The organism is Morganella sp. B601, from assembly GCF_051172335.1.
In the GTDB taxonomy this organism is placed as follows: domain Bacteria; phylum Pseudomonadota; class Gammaproteobacteria; order Enterobacterales; family Enterobacteriaceae; genus Morganella; species Morganella morganii.
On sequence record NZ_JBPIZE010000001.1, the window covers coordinates 817,962 to 832,775 of the forward strand.

Annotated in this window: 14 protein-coding genes; 10 read left to right on the forward strand and 4 right to left on the reverse strand. The window is 51.9% G+C overall.

The genetic code is table 11. The annotated features are described in order from the left end of the window. The first annotated feature begins 116 nt into the window (after nt 1-116). The 3 genes from ACSBQN_RS04105 to ACSBQN_RS04115 all read left to right on the forward strand — a co-directional run bounded on the left by ACSBQN_RS04105 (nt 117) and on the right by ACSBQN_RS04115 (nt 3,116). Nucleotides 117-902: a sulfite exporter TauE/SafE family protein gene (locus tag ACSBQN_RS04105; RefSeq protein ID WP_024473441.1), complete on the forward strand. Its 786-nt coding sequence runs from the start codon at nt 117-119 to the stop codon at nt 900-902. A gap of 114 nt (nt 903-1,016) precedes the next feature. After that, complete coding sequence (gene dld, locus ACSBQN_RS04110; protein WP_354633238.1) at nt 1,017-2,762, forward strand: D-lactate dehydrogenase; 1,746 nt, start codon at nt 1,017-1,019, stop codon at nt 2,760-2,762. Nucleotides 2,763-2,819: 57 nt separating this feature from the next. Next, the gene (locus tag ACSBQN_RS04115; protein WP_227989305.1) at nt 2,820-3,116 is read left to right on the forward strand and encodes a hypothetical protein; all 297 of its coding nucleotides are present in this window, start codon (nt 2,820-2,822) and stop codon (nt 3,114-3,116) included. Nucleotides 3,117-3,156: 40 nt separating this feature from the next. Here ACSBQN_RS04115 and sbcB read toward each other — a convergent pair whose 3' ends face one another. Further along, nucleotides 3,157-4,575 (reverse strand): exodeoxyribonuclease I, encoded by a 1,419-nt coding sequence (gene sbcB, locus ACSBQN_RS04120; RefSeq protein WP_354633239.1) that lies wholly within the window; start codon nt 4,573-4,575, stop codon nt 3,157-3,159. Nucleotides 4,576-4,852: 277 nt separating this feature from the next. Here sbcB and tmaR point away from each other — a divergent pair, with 277 nt between their 5' ends. Next, complete coding sequence (tmaR, locus tag ACSBQN_RS04125; protein WP_024473437.1) at nt 4,853-5,179, forward strand: PTS system regulator TmaR; 327 nt, start codon at nt 4,853-4,855, stop codon at nt 5,177-5,179. A 111-nt stretch (nt 5,180-5,290) separates the two neighbouring features. Here tmaR and rne read toward each other — a convergent pair whose 3' ends face one another. Next, nucleotides 5,291-8,455, reverse strand: a complete 3,165-nt coding sequence (gene rne / locus ACSBQN_RS04130) for a ribonuclease E (protein ID WP_214176836.1) — start codon at nt 8,453-8,455, stop codon at nt 5,291-5,293. Nucleotides 8,456-8,989: 534 nt separating this feature from the next. Between rne and rluC the strand changes: the two genes are divergently transcribed. After that, on the forward strand, nt 8,990-9,949 hold the full coding sequence (gene rluC, locus ACSBQN_RS04135) for a 23S rRNA pseudouridine(955/2504/2580) synthase RluC (RefSeq protein WP_036406012.1): 960 nt from the start codon (nt 8,990-8,992) through the stop codon (nt 9,947-9,949). Between the two features lie 67 nt (nt 9,950-10,016). On the opposite strand, the gene ACSBQN_RS04140 is transcribed toward rluC, so the two are convergent. Further along, on the reverse strand, nt 10,017-10,343 hold the full coding sequence (locus tag ACSBQN_RS04140; RefSeq protein WP_024473432.1) for a hypothetical protein: 327 nt from the start codon (nt 10,341-10,343) through the stop codon (nt 10,017-10,019). A 37-nt stretch (nt 10,344-10,380) separates the two neighbouring features. Further along, nucleotides 10,381-10,971, reverse strand: a complete 591-nt coding sequence (locus ACSBQN_RS04145; protein WP_024473431.1) for a Maf family protein — start codon at nt 10,969-10,971, stop codon at nt 10,381-10,383. A 154-nt stretch (nt 10,972-11,125) separates the two neighbouring features. On the opposite strand from ACSBQN_RS04145, the gene yceD reads away from it, so the two are divergent. Genes yceD through fabD form a run of 5 tightly spaced genes read left to right on the forward strand, consistent with a single transcriptional unit; the run spans nt 11,126 to nt 14,807 of the window. Next, the gene (yceD, locus tag ACSBQN_RS04150) at nt 11,126-11,650 is read left to right on the forward strand and encodes a 23S rRNA accumulation protein YceD (protein ID WP_004238065.1); all 525 of its coding nucleotides are present in this window, start codon (nt 11,126-11,128) and stop codon (nt 11,648-11,650) included. A gap of 12 nt (nt 11,651-11,662) precedes the next feature. Continuing rightward, a complete protein-coding gene (gene rpmF / locus ACSBQN_RS04155; protein ID WP_004240653.1) occupies nt 11,663-11,833 on the forward strand; it encodes a 50S ribosomal protein L32 in 171 nt (56 codons plus the stop codon). A 28-nt stretch (nt 11,834-11,861) separates the two neighbouring features. Beyond that, nucleotides 11,862-12,896, forward strand: a complete 1,035-nt coding sequence (gene plsX, locus ACSBQN_RS04160) for a phosphate acyltransferase PlsX (protein WP_071592728.1) — start codon at nt 11,862-11,864, stop codon at nt 12,894-12,896. Nucleotides 12,897-12,901: 5 nt separating this feature from the next. Beyond that, nucleotides 12,902-13,855: a beta-ketoacyl-ACP synthase III gene (locus tag ACSBQN_RS04165; RefSeq protein WP_004238069.1), complete on the forward strand. Its 954-nt coding sequence runs from the start codon at nt 12,902-12,904 to the stop codon at nt 13,853-13,855. 19 nt (nt 13,856-13,874) lie between these two features. Next, on the forward strand, nt 13,875-14,807 hold the full coding sequence (fabD, locus tag ACSBQN_RS04170) for an ACP S-malonyltransferase (protein ID WP_004238071.1): 933 nt from the start codon (nt 13,875-13,877) through the stop codon (nt 14,805-14,807). Nucleotides 14,808-14,814 lie beyond the last annotated feature (7 nt).

Here is a 14,814-nt window from a genome sequence, read left to right on the forward strand (position 1 = left end):
AGCAGTTATGTCGTGAAAACGGCGCACAGTTTGATGCTGTGCGCCGTTTTTTTATGTGTAATCGCGTATAGTAACCCGCTGAAAGTATAGAAAATGATAATAATTAAGGGATGCGGATGTATATTGAGCACAGTCTGATGGCAGACTATTTTTATGCGGGACTGGCACTGCTGGTCATCGCCTCTTTTGTGGCCGGGTATATTGATTCGATTGCCGGCGGTGCAGGGCTGATTCTGATCCCCGCCTTTATGCTGACCGGTCTGCCGCCGCATATGGCGCTGGGACAGGAAAAACTGGTGAGCTCTGTCGGTACGCTGGCGGCCATTTCTAATTTCATTAAAAACAAATCGGTTTACTGGCAGATAATTCCGGCCGGGATTATTTCATCATTCTTCGGGGCCTGGGTGGGCGCGAAAGCGATTATATATCTGCCGTCTGAAACGATTACCTATATTATTATCTGTATGCTGCCGATCGGCCTGCTGGCTGCCTTTTTTAAAGGAAAACTAGGTGGTGCACAACAGGGCAGTGCCGTACGCAAATCCGTGTGGCTGGTCTTTTTCACCTGTTTTATTGTCGGTTTCTATGACGGCTTTTTCGGGCCGGGTACCGGCAGTATCTTTATTATCTGTCTGTTTCTGATCAATAACCTCGATTTACTGAAATCCTCCGCCACCTCAAAAATCTTTAACCTGGCGTCGAATGTCGGCGGGCTGGTCGCCTTTATTATGGCCGGACATATCGCGTTTCTGCTCAGTATCCCGATGATCGCCGCCAGTCTGCTCGGGAATCACCTCGGCAGTCAGCATGCTATCCGTACCAACGGAGAAATTGTCCGTAAAATCCTGATCCTGACAGTCGGGATTATGATGGTGACGCTGCTGATCAATCTGTTCAGATAGGCCGGATTCGTGGTTAATCTGTTAAATTTGTTAAAAATAGTATTTGTATTATAAATAAAATAAGGGGCATAATAATTATCTAGCGAACTATAAGTAACCTGAGCGGGGGAATGTATGATCAACAGTCAGCAACCTGACGGCGCACGTCTTATTCAGACACTGACCGATATTGTCAGTCATAAACACATTTTAACAGAGCCGCGTAAGACGGAACGATACCGCAAAGGCTTTCGTTCCGGAGAAGGCAGCGCGCTGGCGGTGGTGTTCCCGGGCACACTGTATGAACTGTGGCAGGTGTTTAAAGCCGCGGTTGAAGCTGACAGAATTGTGATCATGCAGGCAGCTAATACCGGTCTGACCGAAGGCTCCACTCCGAGCGGGGATGATTATGACCGTGAAATTATCATTATCAGCACGCTGCGTCTGGATAAAATTCAGGTACTGACAAAACAGCAGCAGGTGGTGGCACTGCCGGGCAGCACCCTGTGGCACCTGGAAAAAGTACTGAAACCGCTGGGTCGTGAGCCGCATTCCGTCATTGGTTCTTCCTGCATCGGGGCTTCCGTAGTCGGCGGGATTTGTAATAATTCCGGTGGCTCACTGGTGCAGCGCGGTCCGGCTTATACCGAACTGGCGCTGTACGGCCGCGTTAATGCGGACGGTACCGCAGAGCTGGTTAACCATCTGGGGATTGATTTGGGTTCAACCCCGGAAGAGATTCTGAATTGTCTGGAATACCGGCAATATCAGGATGCGGATATTGAGGACACGGATAAACCGGCCTCTGACCATGATTATCATCAGCGTATCCGTGATGTGGATGCGGATACCCCGTCCCGTTTCAACGCCGACGAACGCCGCCTGTTTGAAGCCTCCGGGTGTGCCGGTAAGCTGGTGGTATTTGCGGTGCGCCTTGATACTTTCCCGTCTCAGGGAGAGAGCAAAGTTTTCTATATCGGCACCAATACGCCTTCGGTGCTGGAAGATATCCGCCGTCATATTCTTGCGGATTTTGAGCATCTGCCGGTGGCCGGTGAATATATGCACCGCGAATGTTATGACATCGCAAAAGTCTACGGCAAAGACAGCTTCCTGATGATTGATAAACTCGGCACTGAAAAAATGCCGAAGCTGTTCACTATCAAAGGGCGGATGGATGCTGTTTTCAATAAAATCCCGCTGCTGCCGAAAAACCTGATTGACCGCACAATGCAGTTATTCAGCCATCTGTGGCCGAACCATCTGCCGCGCCGGATGGAAGAGTACCGCGATAAATATGAGCATCACCTGATGCTGAAAATGGCCGGAGAGGGGATTGATGAAGCCCGCCGCTGGCTGAGCACTTTCTTTGAAAATGCAGAGGGTGCTTTCTTTGAGTGTGATGCCAAAGAGGGGGCGGATGCTTTCCTTCACCGCTTTGTGGCCGCCGGTGCCGCCATCCGCTATCACGCGGTCAACAGCAGCAAAGTGGAGGATATCCTCGCACTGGATATTGCACTGCGCCGTAATGATCAGGCGTGGCTGGAAGTCCTGCCGCCGGAAATTGAGAGCAAACTGGTGCATAAACTCTACTACGGACATTTTTTATGCCACGTTTTCCATCAGGACTATATTGTGAGGAAAGGCGTGGATCCGCATGCGCTGAAAGAGGAAATGCTGGAAATCCTGAACACGCGCGGGGCGGAATATCCGGCAGAGCATAATGTCGGCCATCTGTATAAAGCGAAACCTCAGCTGAAAGCCTTCTATAAAGCCACCGATCCGACCAACACCCTGAACCCGGGACTGGGCAAAACCAGTAAACTAAAATACTGGGGGGAAGGGCACGAAGGATGCAGCTGCGGAAAGTATAATCAGTAATGTTAATAAGGGATTAAATTCACTATAATCAGCTTTTCTCCCTGTTTACTGATGATTATGTTTAAAAGACTCAAGAATGCCTTCGGCAAAGCGGTTCAGGTCAAGTGCCATAAAGCAGAGGTGCTGCATAACCTCAGCACGGATGAGCGGGCGCTGATTGTGTATATCCTGAATGCCCGTGATGAAAATGTCAGTATCGGCATTAAGCACAGCAGTGCGGATTCACTGATCACCAAAGGGGTGCTGAAAGAGCTGGGGCGGGATACAGAGAGCCGCACGCGGCTGGTCTCTGTTTGTCCGAAGTACAGGGAATCCCTGTGCCGGGTGTTCTATACCGCTAATAAAGCGGGATGATTTTACCGCCGCGAGTCTCTCTCCCGGCGGTCTGTTCTGATTACTGCGCCAGGTGCTGCGCGTATTGCACCAGCTTCTTCAGTAATTCTGTTTTGTTGGCATCATGCTGATATTCCTGCATCATTTCACCAATCTGCTCAAAATAACGGGTTAAATTATCCTGATTAAAGACCTCACGGCGATGGGCAAGCCAGCGCTGCTGCTCATGCTCATCCAGTGTGCCGGGAAAATTCCGGGCGCGGTAGCGGAACAGTAACTCCGGCAGACGGGCATCCTGGTAACTCAGTGCCAGTGCCGGCAGATTTTTCGGATCTGTTTCGCGGATAATCGTCATGGCCGCTTTATCCGAATCACTGAAAAAGCCCTGATAAATCATGCGATCCACATCATTCTGCGGTGGAAACTCACGCGGTTGTGCGAACACCGCCACGACTTTCTCGCGGATCTCCGGATGCTGATGCAGCAACTCTGCATTACGGGCACAGAGGTCTTTATCCAGTCCGATACGCTGTGCATCCTGCGGGCGCAGGGTATTTTCCGGTGCCAGGATCGGACACTTATTGATATGCACCAGTTTGAGCGGTACCGGGATTGCGCCTTCCGGCAGTTCATCACGGCGGGTGTACAGGTGTTCGCGCAGTGTATCCGCATCCAGTGTCAGCAGCGGGGTCAGGTCACCGGCGAGGTCACACATGATCACGGCATTGCGGTTATCCGGATGCCATGCCAGCGGGGCCACCAGGCTGGTATTGGCGCGGACAGCCCCGAACATTCCGGAGATATGCACCAGCGGTTTCATGGCCGGAATATCAATCAGTGCCGCGAGTTTGCGTTTATCGCGCAGAGTGAAGAAATAATCGAACAGACGCGGCTGTGCACCGCGCAGCTGTTTTGCCATGGCAATGGTAGCATACACATCCGCCATCGCATCGTGGGCATTTTCATGAGCGATACCGTTGGCAGCAGTCAGGTGTTCCAGCTTAAAGCTCGGCAGTCCTTCGTCATTCTCCGGCCAGTTTGTGCCGTCCGGACGCAGCGCATAGCAGGCGCGGGTGATATCGATCAGATCCCAGCGGGAATTGCGGTTCATCCAGCTGTAGGCATACGGGTCGTAAAAATTCCGGTAGAAAATATTACGGGTGACTTCATCATCAAAACGAATGCTGTTATAGCCGAGAATACAGGTGTCCGGCTGTGTAAAGGTGTCATGAATCAGCTTAGCAAACTGCGCTTCATTAACCCCTTTCTGCAGGGCTTCCTGTGGCGTGATGCCGGTTATCATCACCGCAGCGGGCTGCGGCAGATAATCATCCGCCGGGGCGCAGTAGGCGATCACCGGGTCGGCGATAATATTGAATTCGGTGTCCGTACGGACACCGGCAAACTGCGCCGGGCGGTCACCGGCAGGATCCTGCCCGAAGGTTTCGTAATCGTGAAAGAAAAATTGTGCTGAAGACACCGTATAGCCCGTTTTCTGATAAATGATGGGCTACAGGGTAGCAAATCGGGGAAAAAATACCAATTTCAGTCCTGATTATCCCTGCAATATGATTTGATGGCAGATCTCACAAAATGGCGGTAATTTGTGCGGAATTTATATTAGCTGAAACAATTCCGCTCAGAAATACGCTACACTGAAGAAAACCGCAGAAAGCCGGCGGAATTGCTTGTCGGCAGTCATGGTTAACCTGTATTGTTTAATGAATCACATTTCAGATATGACTAAGGGTAGAATAATGGACAACACAACCAAGCCTTCCTTTCACAATGTCCTGGAGTTCGTTCGTATGTTTCGCCGTAAAAACAAAATACTGCGTGAAATAACTGACAACGAAAAGAAAATTCGTGATAACCAGAAACGTGTACTTCTGCTTGATAACCTGAGTGAATACATCAAGCCGGGTATGTCCATTGAAGATATCCGGGCTATCATTGCCAATATGCGCAGTGACTATGAAGATCGTGTGGATGAGTACATCATCAAGAATGCGGATCTGTCAAAAGAGCGCCGTGAAATCTCCAGAGAACTCAAAGCGATGGGCGATATCAAAGATATTAAGTAATCGCATACACTGAACAGCAGAAACCGTGAATTGAATATTCGCGGTTTTTTTTATCTTTTCCATAAAAAAATGGCTCCCGGGGGGGAGCCATTTTCAGTTCAGTGCGGATTATCAGAGCAGGGTTTTTGACGGCTCTGATGCGGCATGGTTGGTGGCCGCATGACCGCCTGCACCGTGCAGCGCATAGGCTTCACGGGCTTCACGCTGATATTCGGTGATAACAAAGGCTTCGCCGGTGGTTGCCGGAGCAGGGGCTTTGGTCATCGGTGAATAAGCATGACGGCCGGCAGCAACGACAGTTGTTTCAGTAACCGGAGCCGCAACCGGTGCGGTAACAGGTTCAGTCACAACAACTGCCTCAGGCTCTGCAATCACTTCCGGTTCTGCAACAACAACCGGAGCAACAGGTTCAGTGACAGCAACCGGCTCAGCAACAATCACGTCAGCCACAACAGGCTCATCAGCGATAATGTCCGCAGTTTCCTGTACAGGCTCTTCAGCCGGTACAGATTCAGTGACAGTATCCGCAGCCGGTGTCCCTTCCGGAGCAGTGACCTGAGGAACCTCAGATGCGACAGTCAGAGAGAACTGTTCTGCCACAACGGTGGTTTCTGTAGTTTCAGCAATCACCTGAGCAACAACAGCGGTTTCGGTAATCACAGCGGTTGTTTCGGTGATTTCCGGTGTCTCAGCTGCGATTTCCTGTTCTGCCTGTGCAGCAGGTGCCACAACCGGATACTGGATCCACACTTTACCGGAAGCCAGTTCAGGGGAGAACACAGCCATTTCCAGCGGAACCGGAGACTGCGTCAGCTGACGGTCTTCACGGTAACGGCGGCGGCGCTGACCACTCACACGCAGATGACGCGGTGAACGGCGGGAGCGGCGCGGCAGGATGTTATCACTGTGTGCCTCATCACCATTGTTTTCAGCCGCTGCCGGTACGTCGGTATCCGCAGGAACTGCCACTGGTGCATTATCGATAACAACCGGAACCGGTGCTGCAACAGCCGGTTTAGTCTGTGTTTCACCATCAGTAATACGGACAGAACCGTTCAGCTGACGGCGGGTACGGCGCTGACGAACCGGTGTCGGTGCATCATCATCTTCCGTATTGCCGTCACTGTTCAGTACATCCTGATCTTCCTGCTGGGCGCGCAGTTTTTTCGCATCCTGCTGGACACGTTTTTCGTCCTGACGGCGGCGCTGACGCTCTGCACGCTGTTCACGGCGTAACTGCTGCTGTGCTTCGCGGGCGGCCAGTTCTTCCGGTGTCAGATCTTCGTTCGGTGTATTCTGATTACGGCCTTTACGCGGCTCATTCACAGTATCGCGATCGCGTTTGTTGCGCGATTCGTTATCACTGCGTTCACTGCGCTCAGGACGGTCAGCCCGCTCGGTACGTTCGCCGTTGCGATCATTACGGTCACGGCGGTTACGGCGCTGTTTGTTACGATCATTCCCGCCGCGGCGGTTGTTGTCGTTAGTCTGTTTTTTCTCTTTCTGTTCAGTTTCTTCCGGCACAGCAGGTGCGGAGCCGAACAGTTTTTTGATGAGACGGCTGAAGAAACCACCTTCAGAAGCCGCAGGTGCCTGCTTGTCCTGACGGTTATCGCGTTTGCTTTCCGGTTTGCGGGTTGCGGCAGTCTGTGCCGGTACCGGTGCATCGGAGGTGATAGCAAAGGCATTGATAGCCGGTTGTTCCGGTGCACGGCGTTCCTGAGTTTCCTCTTCTTCACCGGCAGCTGATTCCGCTTCGTATTTCTCCGGCAGGCGGTAGCTCAGGGTACCGATTTCATCACCTTTGCGGACACGGACCACACGAAAGTGCGGGGTTTCCATCTGGTTGTTCGGCACGATAATCACGCTGACACCGGCCTGGCGTGCTTCAATCGCACTGACAGCCTGGCGTTTTTCGTTCAGCAGATAAGAGGCGACCGGTACCGGTACAATCGCGTGTACCTGATGAGTATTTTCTTTCAGCGCTTCTTCTTCAATCAGACGCAGAATGGAGAGCGCCAGTGATTCGTTATCACGCACAGTCCCGGTGCCACTGCATCGCGGACACACATGATGGCTTGATTCACCCAGTGACGGGCTCAGACGCTGACGGGACATCTCCAGCAGACCAAAGCGGGAAATGCGGCCAATCTGGATACGGGCGCGATCCTGACGGACAGCTTCGCGCATGCGGTTTTCCACTTCGCGCTGATGACGGACCGGGGTCATATCGATAAAGTCGATAACAATCAGGCCGCCGAGGTCACGCAGACGCAGCTGGCGGGCGATTTCATCCGCCGCTTCCAGGTTGGTGTTAAAAGCGGTTTCTTCGATATCACCGCCGCGCGTTGAGCGGGAGGAGTTGATATCAATAGCGGTCAGGGCTTCGGTGGTGTCGATAACAATCGCACCGCCGGACGGCAGACGGACTTCGCGCTGGAAAGCGGATTCAATCTGCGACTCAATCTGATAGTGACTGAACAGCGGCACTTCGCCCTGATACAGTTTGATTTTGCTGGCAAAATCCGCACGGCCGATAGCAGTGATGTGCTTGCGTGCCAGTTCCAGAATTTTCGGGTTATCGATGAGGATTTCACCGATGTCCGGGCGCAGGTAATCACGGAACGCGCGGACGATAACATTACTTTCCTGATGGATCAGGAATGGTGCAGGGCGGCCTTCAGCAACTTTTTTGATGGCTTCCCAGTGCTTGATACGGTACTCGAGATCCCAGCGCAGGGCATCGGCCGATTTACCCACACCGGCGGTGCGGACAATCAGACCCATTCCATCCGGGATATCCAGGGCAGACAGGGCTTCTTTCAGCTCGGTGCGGTCATCCCCTTCGATACGGCGGGAGATCCCCCCGGCACGCGGGTTATTCGGCATCAGAACCAGATAGCTGCCGGCCAGGCTGATAAAAGTGGTGAGTGCCGCGCCTTTATTACCGCGCTCTTCTTTGTCCACCTGAACAATGACTTCCTGACCTTCTCTCAGGACATCTTTGATATTCGGGCGGCCGGAAGCGTGGTAATTAGCAGGGAAATACTCGCGGGCAATTTCTTTGACGGGAAGGAAACCGTGACGCTCTGCGCCATAGTCAACAAAAGCAGCTTCTAAACTCGGTTCAATACGGGTGATTTTCCCTTTATAGATGTTTGCTTTTTTTTGTTCGTGACCGGGGCTTTCGATATCCAGATCATACAAGCGCTGCCCGTCGACAAGGGCAACACGCAACTCTTCCTGCTGAGTTGCGTTGATTAACATTCTTTTCATTATAAGTTACTCAATTTTTTTCATTTAATTAGTGCGCTGCGGGCAATTTCGTTGCTACCGGAACCGATGACCTCGTGGCTTTTACCGCACCGTCAGCCTCCCGGCTGTCGATCGTATAGAGGTGCAAATTGTGTCGGTGAGGTTCAGTCTTGTCTGAATCCCCGTTGCCGGCTGAAAATCACGTTTATACGCGATACCGGCCCGGTAAGCTGCAACCCGCAGCCCGCTGATTATCTGACCGGAAATAACGTCTTACGCCATTGCTGCGTTGTCATCGGTCAGACAAAGATAAAATATCTGTTTTGCCAAAATCGGCGCATGCATTATTCCATTGCCGGTGTGGTTATAGCAAGGTGACATTGCATGTTTCGGTGAAAATTATGCAGAAATTTGTTAATGACGTTAATCCTTGGTCTTTTTCCGGAAAAAATGGGAAAATAGCCGCGTAAAACATTGATGCACATTTGCCGCCTGTTTCACCGGAAAAATATACCGGTTTGCGGAGCAACGATTCAGAGGATAGCCCCCCGTTTCATGAAAACTGATAATCAGACAGTTCAATTTGTTGTTGTGTCCGGCGATGAAGCCGGCCAGCGTATTGATAATTTCCTGCTCGCGCGCCTCAAAGGGGTGCCGAAGAGCATGATTTACCGCATCATCCGTAAAGGGGAAGTGCGTGTCAATAAAGGCCGGATTAAGCCGGAATACAAAATCGCGGACGGGGACAGCATCCGTATCCCGCCGGTGCGTGTGGCTGAGAAAAACGATGCCCCGGTGTCGGCGAAACTGGATAAGGTTTCTGCACTCGCAGAGTGCGTATTGTATGAAGATGATCATATTCTGGTGATTAATAAACCGGCGGGTACGGCGGTACACGGCGGCAGCGGTCTGAGTTTCGGTGTGATTGAGGCAATGCGCGCACTGCGTCCGGAGGCGCGTTTCCTGGAACTGGTACACCGGCTTGACCGCGATACCTCCGGTATTCTGCTGATCGCCAAAAAACGTTCCGCGCTGCGGGCACTGCACGAGCAGCTGCGTCTGAAACAGATGCAGAAAGATTATCTGGCACTGGTGCGCGGCCAGTGGCAATCCTCAGTAAAAGTGGTGCAGGCACCGCTGCTGAAAAATATTCTCCAGAGCGGCGAGCGCGTGGTGAAAGTCAGCCCGGAAGGCAAGCCATCAGAAACCCGGTTTAAAGTGGAGGAGCGGTTTGACTCTGCCACGCTGGTTAAAGCCAGCCCGGTCACCGGGCGTACACATCAGATCCGTGTGCACACACTGCATGCAGGGCATCCGATCGCGTTTGATAACCGCTACGGTGATGTGCAGTTTGATGCTCAGCTGAAAGGGACAGGGCTTAACCGGCTGTTTTTACATGCGGCGGCACTCGCCTTTACCCATCCGTCCACCGGTGAGGCAATGCGTCTCCAGGCTCCGCTGGATGAAAAACTGCGCCATTGCCTGACGGTACTGCGGTCGAAACAGGCAAAATAAGCAGAGAACAGAAATAAAGAACCCGCGCAGAACGCGGGTTTTTTCTTATACAGAAGGTATTCTGCGGTTACTGCGGCTGTACACCGATAATCTTTGTGGTACAGCTCTGTGCAATCTCTCCGATCGCCTGAGAGTCCTGTTCGGTCAGCGCCTGACCTTTGCGGACCCGGTCATCCAGTTTTTCCAGCCCGTCTTTGCCGAATTTCGCCAGTGAGTTGTCATACACACACTCACAGACTGCCGGGACTTTGCTGCGGTTCTCCGGGTTTTTCAGGTTGGTCACAGCGCCTTTTGTACAGTCGGCAACAAAGGTTGTTTTATCCGCCAGTGACGGGGCAGCCAGACCGGCAGCACTGAACAGCAGCGTTGCGGCAGCGATCATTTTCAGCTTCATGTCAGTTCCTCAGAATCATCGGATGCCCCGGCGTGTGTCAGCGGGGGATCCGCAGTGGGTTGTATCCGGCCTGAATCAGTAATTCTGTCAGGCGGATCAGCGGTAAACCTATCAGTGTATTAGGGTCATCTCCCTGCAGTTTTTTAAATAAGGCGATTCCTAAACCTTCGGATTTAAAGCTTCCGGCACACTGATACGGCATTTCCGCCAGCAGATAGGCACGGATTTCGTCATCATCCAGTGTACGGAAATGCACACAGTAAGGTTCACATATCGTGTGATCTTCCCCGGTGGCGCTGTTGTACAGGGTCAGCCCGGTATAAAAGGTGATGCACTGACCGGAGGCTTTGCGCAGTTGTGCAAAGGCCGCGTCATAATGATGCGGTTTGCCGGTAATTTCGCCGTCCAGCACACAGACCTGATCAGAGCCGATAATCAGGCTGTCAGGGTACTGCTGCGTTAATGAACGGGCTTTTTCGCGCGCCAGGCGCATGACCAGTGACTGCGCGTCTTCTGCCGGATGCGGGGTTTCATCCGTCTCCGGGGCGGCGGATACAAACGGGATGCCGAGTTTTTCCAGCAAAGCTTTGCGGTACAGGGAGGTGGAGGCGAGAACCAGTGAGATCATAAATATTCCGAAAGTCGTGGTAAAAAGAATAAACTCATTCTAAACTATGCGCCGCTTATTGAGTGTATTTTTAGCGGGAAGGCAGGTTACCGCCCTCTTTGCTGTCTATATTTTCTTTGACTATATCGTCTTACGAATATAAGATGCGCGCCTTATGCAAAAGATAAAATTACCTCTGACTATTGATGCAAAGCGCGCCGCGCAGAAGCGTCTGGATTACCGGGGGTGCTACGCACCCGAGCAGGTTACGCGGTTAGCCGAATCGGTAGTCAGTGTGGACAGCGATGTTGATGTTGATTTGACGTTTGAAATCGATCCGCAGCGTCTGACAGTCATTAAGGGAACAGCAGAAACTGATGTTTCACTTGAGTGTCAGCGGTGTGGTAATATCTTCCCGCTTCATGTCCGCGCAACGTATTGTTTCAGCCCGGTTGTCAGCGATGAACAGGCTGAGGCATTACCGGAAGAGTATGAGCCAATTGACGTAAATGATTTTGGTGAGACAGATTTACTGGCAATGATCGAAGATGAATTAATTCTTTCTCTGCCTGTGGTTCCGGTACATGATTCTGAACACTGTGAAGTGTCCGACGCGGTGAAAGTCTTTGGTGAGCTTCCTCCGGAAGCAGAAAAGCCAAATCCGTTTGCCGCATTAGCCAGTTTAAAGAAAAGTACTTAAGGAGTAAGGTCAATGGCCGTACAACAAAATAAACCAACTCGTTCCAAACGTGGTATGCGTCGCTCTCATGACGCACTGTCAGCAACTCTGGTTTCTGTTGACAAAACCTCTGGTGAAACTCATCTGCGCCACCATGTGACCGCTGATGGTTACTACCGTGGTCGTAAGGTAATCAACAAGTAATCTGCTGCTTTTTAAGCACGTTGATATCTTGACTAATCTAACCATCGCGTTAGATGCCATGGGTGGGGATATCGGCCCCCATGTCACAGTGCCTGCCTCGCTGCAGGCACTGGCATCTAATCCAAAGCTCACCCTGTTGCTGGTCGGGCACCCTGATTCCATTTCTCCTCTGCTTGCAAACCAGAATGCTGAGCTGCTCAGTCGTCTGCGGGTGATCCCTGCCTATGAGACGATTGCCGGTGATGCCAAACCTTCTCAGGCTATCCGCCAGAGTAAAGGCACATCCATGCGTATCGCGCTGGAACTGGTGAAAGAGGGGGAGGCACAGGCGTGCGTCAGTGCCGGAAACACCGGGGCGCTGATGGGGCTGGCGAAACTGATGCTGAAATCGATTGAAGGCATCGAGCGTCCTGCACTGATGACCGTGGTGCCGAATCAGAAGAAAGGCAAAACGGTGCTGCTTGATCTGGGCGCAAATGCGGAGTGCAGCAGTGAGATGCTGGTGCAGTTTGCTGTTATGGGCGCGGTGATGGCAGAAGATGTGGCCGGGATCCCGCATCCGCGTGTGGCATTACTGAACATCGGCGAAGAAGAAACCAAGGGACTCGACAATATCCGCGAAGCAGCCACTGTGCTGAAATCGATACCGGACATCAATTATATCGGCTATGCCGAAGGCAACGAACTGCTGACCGGTAAAACTGATGTGCTGGTCTGTGACGGCTTCGCGGGTAACGTTACCCTGAAAACAATGGAAGGGGTGATTCGTGTGATCCTTTCTATGTTTAAATCACAAAATGAAGGCAAATCCTCATCCCTGCTGTACAAACTTGTGAAGAAAGTGGTGACAAAATGGCTGAATAAACGCTTCAGTCACCTGAACCCCGACCAGTATAATGGTGCTTCTCTGTTAGGATTACGCGGCATTGTGATTAAAAGTCACGGTGCGGCGAATGTAAGTGCATTCAACGCTGCCATAACGCAGGCGGTTCAGACTGTTGAAAAGCAGGTGCCTGAACGAATCGCATCCCGTCTCGCTATGGTATTACCCAAGAGTAACTAACTAATATGTATACAAAAATTTTAGGAACCGGGAGCTATCTTCCTGCACAAATCCGCACAAATGCTGATCTGGAAAAAATGGTCGACACAACCGATGAGTGGATTGTTACTCGTACGGGTATCCGTGAGCGCCGTCTGGCCGGTGATGATGAAACCGTTGTTACGATGGGGCACCAGGCAGCTCTGAACGCACTGGATATGGCGGGTATTCCTGCCGGTGATATCGATCTGATCGTTGTGGGCACCACCTCTTCCACGCACGGTTTCCCGAGCGCGGCCTGTGAAATCCAGAAACTGCTGGGCATTGACAGCTGCATCTCTTTTGATGTGGCGGCGGCGTGTGCCGGTTTCAGCTATGCCATCAGTGTGGTGGATCAGTTCATTAAAACCGGGATGGCGAAAAAAGCCCTGGTGATTGGCTCGGATGTGCTGGCGAAAACGCTGGATCCGGCAGATCGCGGTACTGTTATCCTGTTTGGTGACGGCGCAGGTGCCTTTGTGGTTGAAGCCTCAGAAGAGCCGGGTATTCTCTCCACTCATTTACATGCGGACGGCCGCTACGGCGACCTGCTGACATTACCGAATAAAGATCGCAAAGACAGCGAAAAACCGGCGTACCTGACAATGGCAGGTAACGAGGTGTTCCGTGTGGCGGTCCGTGAATTAGCCAACGTCGTTGAAGAAGCGCTGGTGGCGAACAATATTGATAAATCAGAACTCGACTGGCTGGTGCCGCATCAGGCAAACCTGCGCATTATCAGTGCCACAGCAAAAAAATTAAATATGGGCATGGATAAAGTGGTGGTTACCCTGGATCGTCACGGCAACACCTCTGCGGCCTCTGTACCGACTGCATTCGACGAAGCGGTTCGTGACGGGCGCATCAAACGCGGTCAGCTGATTCTGATTGAAGCCTTCGGTGGCGGTTTTGCCTGGGGTTCTGCATTAATTCGTTTTTAATTTTTCAGGAAGCTAAATCATGTCTGCATATGCAATGGTATTTCCGGGACAGGGTTCTCAGTCAGTCGGTATGCTGGCGGACCTCGCGGCAAATTTTCCGGTCGTTGAGGCAACCTTTGCCGAAGCATCCGCTGAACTGGGCTACGATTTATGGGCACTCGTTCAGAACGGGCCGGAAGAAGAACTGAATAAAACCTGGCAGACCCAGCCTGCACTGCTGGCGGCCTCTGTGGCCATCTGGCGTGTCTGGCAGGAAAAAAACGGCGCCATGCCTGCCATGATGGCCGGTCACAGCCTGGGGGAATACTCCGCGCTGGTGTGTGCCGGTGTGATGGATTTTAAAGAAGCTATCAAACTGGTTGAATTACGCGGCCGCCTGATGCAGGAAGCCGTTCCGGCCGGTACCGGGGCAATGTATGCCATCATCGGTCTGGACAATGATGCTATCGCCAGAGCCTGTGAAGAAGCTGCACAGGGTCAGGTCGTATCACCGGTTAACTTTAACTCGCCGGGCCAGGTGGTTATCGCCGGTGAGAAAGACGCCGTTGAGCGTGCCGGGGCATTATGTAAGGAAGCCGGGGCGAAACGTGCGCTGCCGTTGTCGGTCAGTGTGCCGTCACATTGTGCATTAATGAAGCCGGCTGCTGATAAATTAGCCGTTGCGCTAAAAAATATCACATTTAATACACCAATCTTTTCTGTTGTGAACAATGTTGATGTTAAGATAGAGACTTCCGCCGATGCAATTCGTGATGCATTAGTCCGTCAGCTTTATAATCCGGTGCGCTGGACAGAAACTGTTGAATTTATGGCCGCGCAGGGTATTGAAGATCTGCTGGAAGCAGGGCCGGGCAAAGTACTGACCGGGCTGACTAAGCGTATTGTGAAAACATTAACATCATCTGCTGTCAATGATATGTCATCATTGGAAACAGCACTTGAAAATCGCTGAGGTTGAG

What these genes read in the sequence shown, in the direction of transcription:
- ACSBQN_RS04115 (WP_227989305.1), top strand. Translation starts at nt 2,820, where the DNA reads ATGTTTAAAAGACTCAAGAATGCCTTCGGCAAAGCGGTTCAGGTCAAG.
- rne (WP_214176836.1), bottom strand. Translation starts at nt 8,455, where the DNA reads ATGAAAAGAATGTTAATCAACGCAACTCAGCAGGAAGAGTTGCGTGTT.
- rluC (WP_036406012.1), top strand. Translation starts at nt 8,990, where the DNA reads ATGAAAACTGATAATCAGACAGTTCAATTTGTTGTTGTGTCCGGCGAT.
- fabD (WP_004238071.1), top strand. Translation starts at nt 13,875, where the DNA reads ATGTCTGCATATGCAATGGTATTTCCGGGACAGGGTTCTCAGTCAGTC.
- ACSBQN_RS04165 (WP_004238069.1), top strand. Translation starts at nt 12,902, where the DNA reads ATGTATACAAAAATTTTAGGAACCGGGAGCTATCTTCCTGCACAAATC.
- rpmF (WP_004240653.1), top strand. Translation starts at nt 11,663, where the DNA reads ATGGCCGTACAACAAAATAAACCAACTCGTTCCAAACGTGGTATGCGT.
- ACSBQN_RS04140 (WP_024473432.1), bottom strand. Translation starts at nt 10,343, where the DNA reads ATGAAGCTGAAAATGATCGCTGCCGCAACGCTGCTGTTCAGTGCTGCC.
- ACSBQN_RS04145 (WP_024473431.1), bottom strand. Translation starts at nt 10,971, where the DNA reads ATGATCTCACTGGTTCTCGCCTCCACCTCCCTGTACCGCAAAGCTTTG.
- yceD (WP_004238065.1), top strand. Translation starts at nt 11,126, where the DNA reads ATGCAAAAGATAAAATTACCTCTGACTATTGATGCAAAGCGCGCCGCG.
- tmaR (WP_024473437.1), top strand. Translation starts at nt 4,853, where the DNA reads ATGGACAACACAACCAAGCCTTCCTTTCACAATGTCCTGGAGTTCGTT.
- dld (WP_354633238.1), top strand. Translation starts at nt 1,017, where the DNA reads ATGATCAACAGTCAGCAACCTGACGGCGCACGTCTTATTCAGACACTG.
- ACSBQN_RS04105 (WP_024473441.1), top strand. Translation starts at nt 117, where the DNA reads ATGTATATTGAGCACAGTCTGATGGCAGACTATTTTTATGCGGGACTG.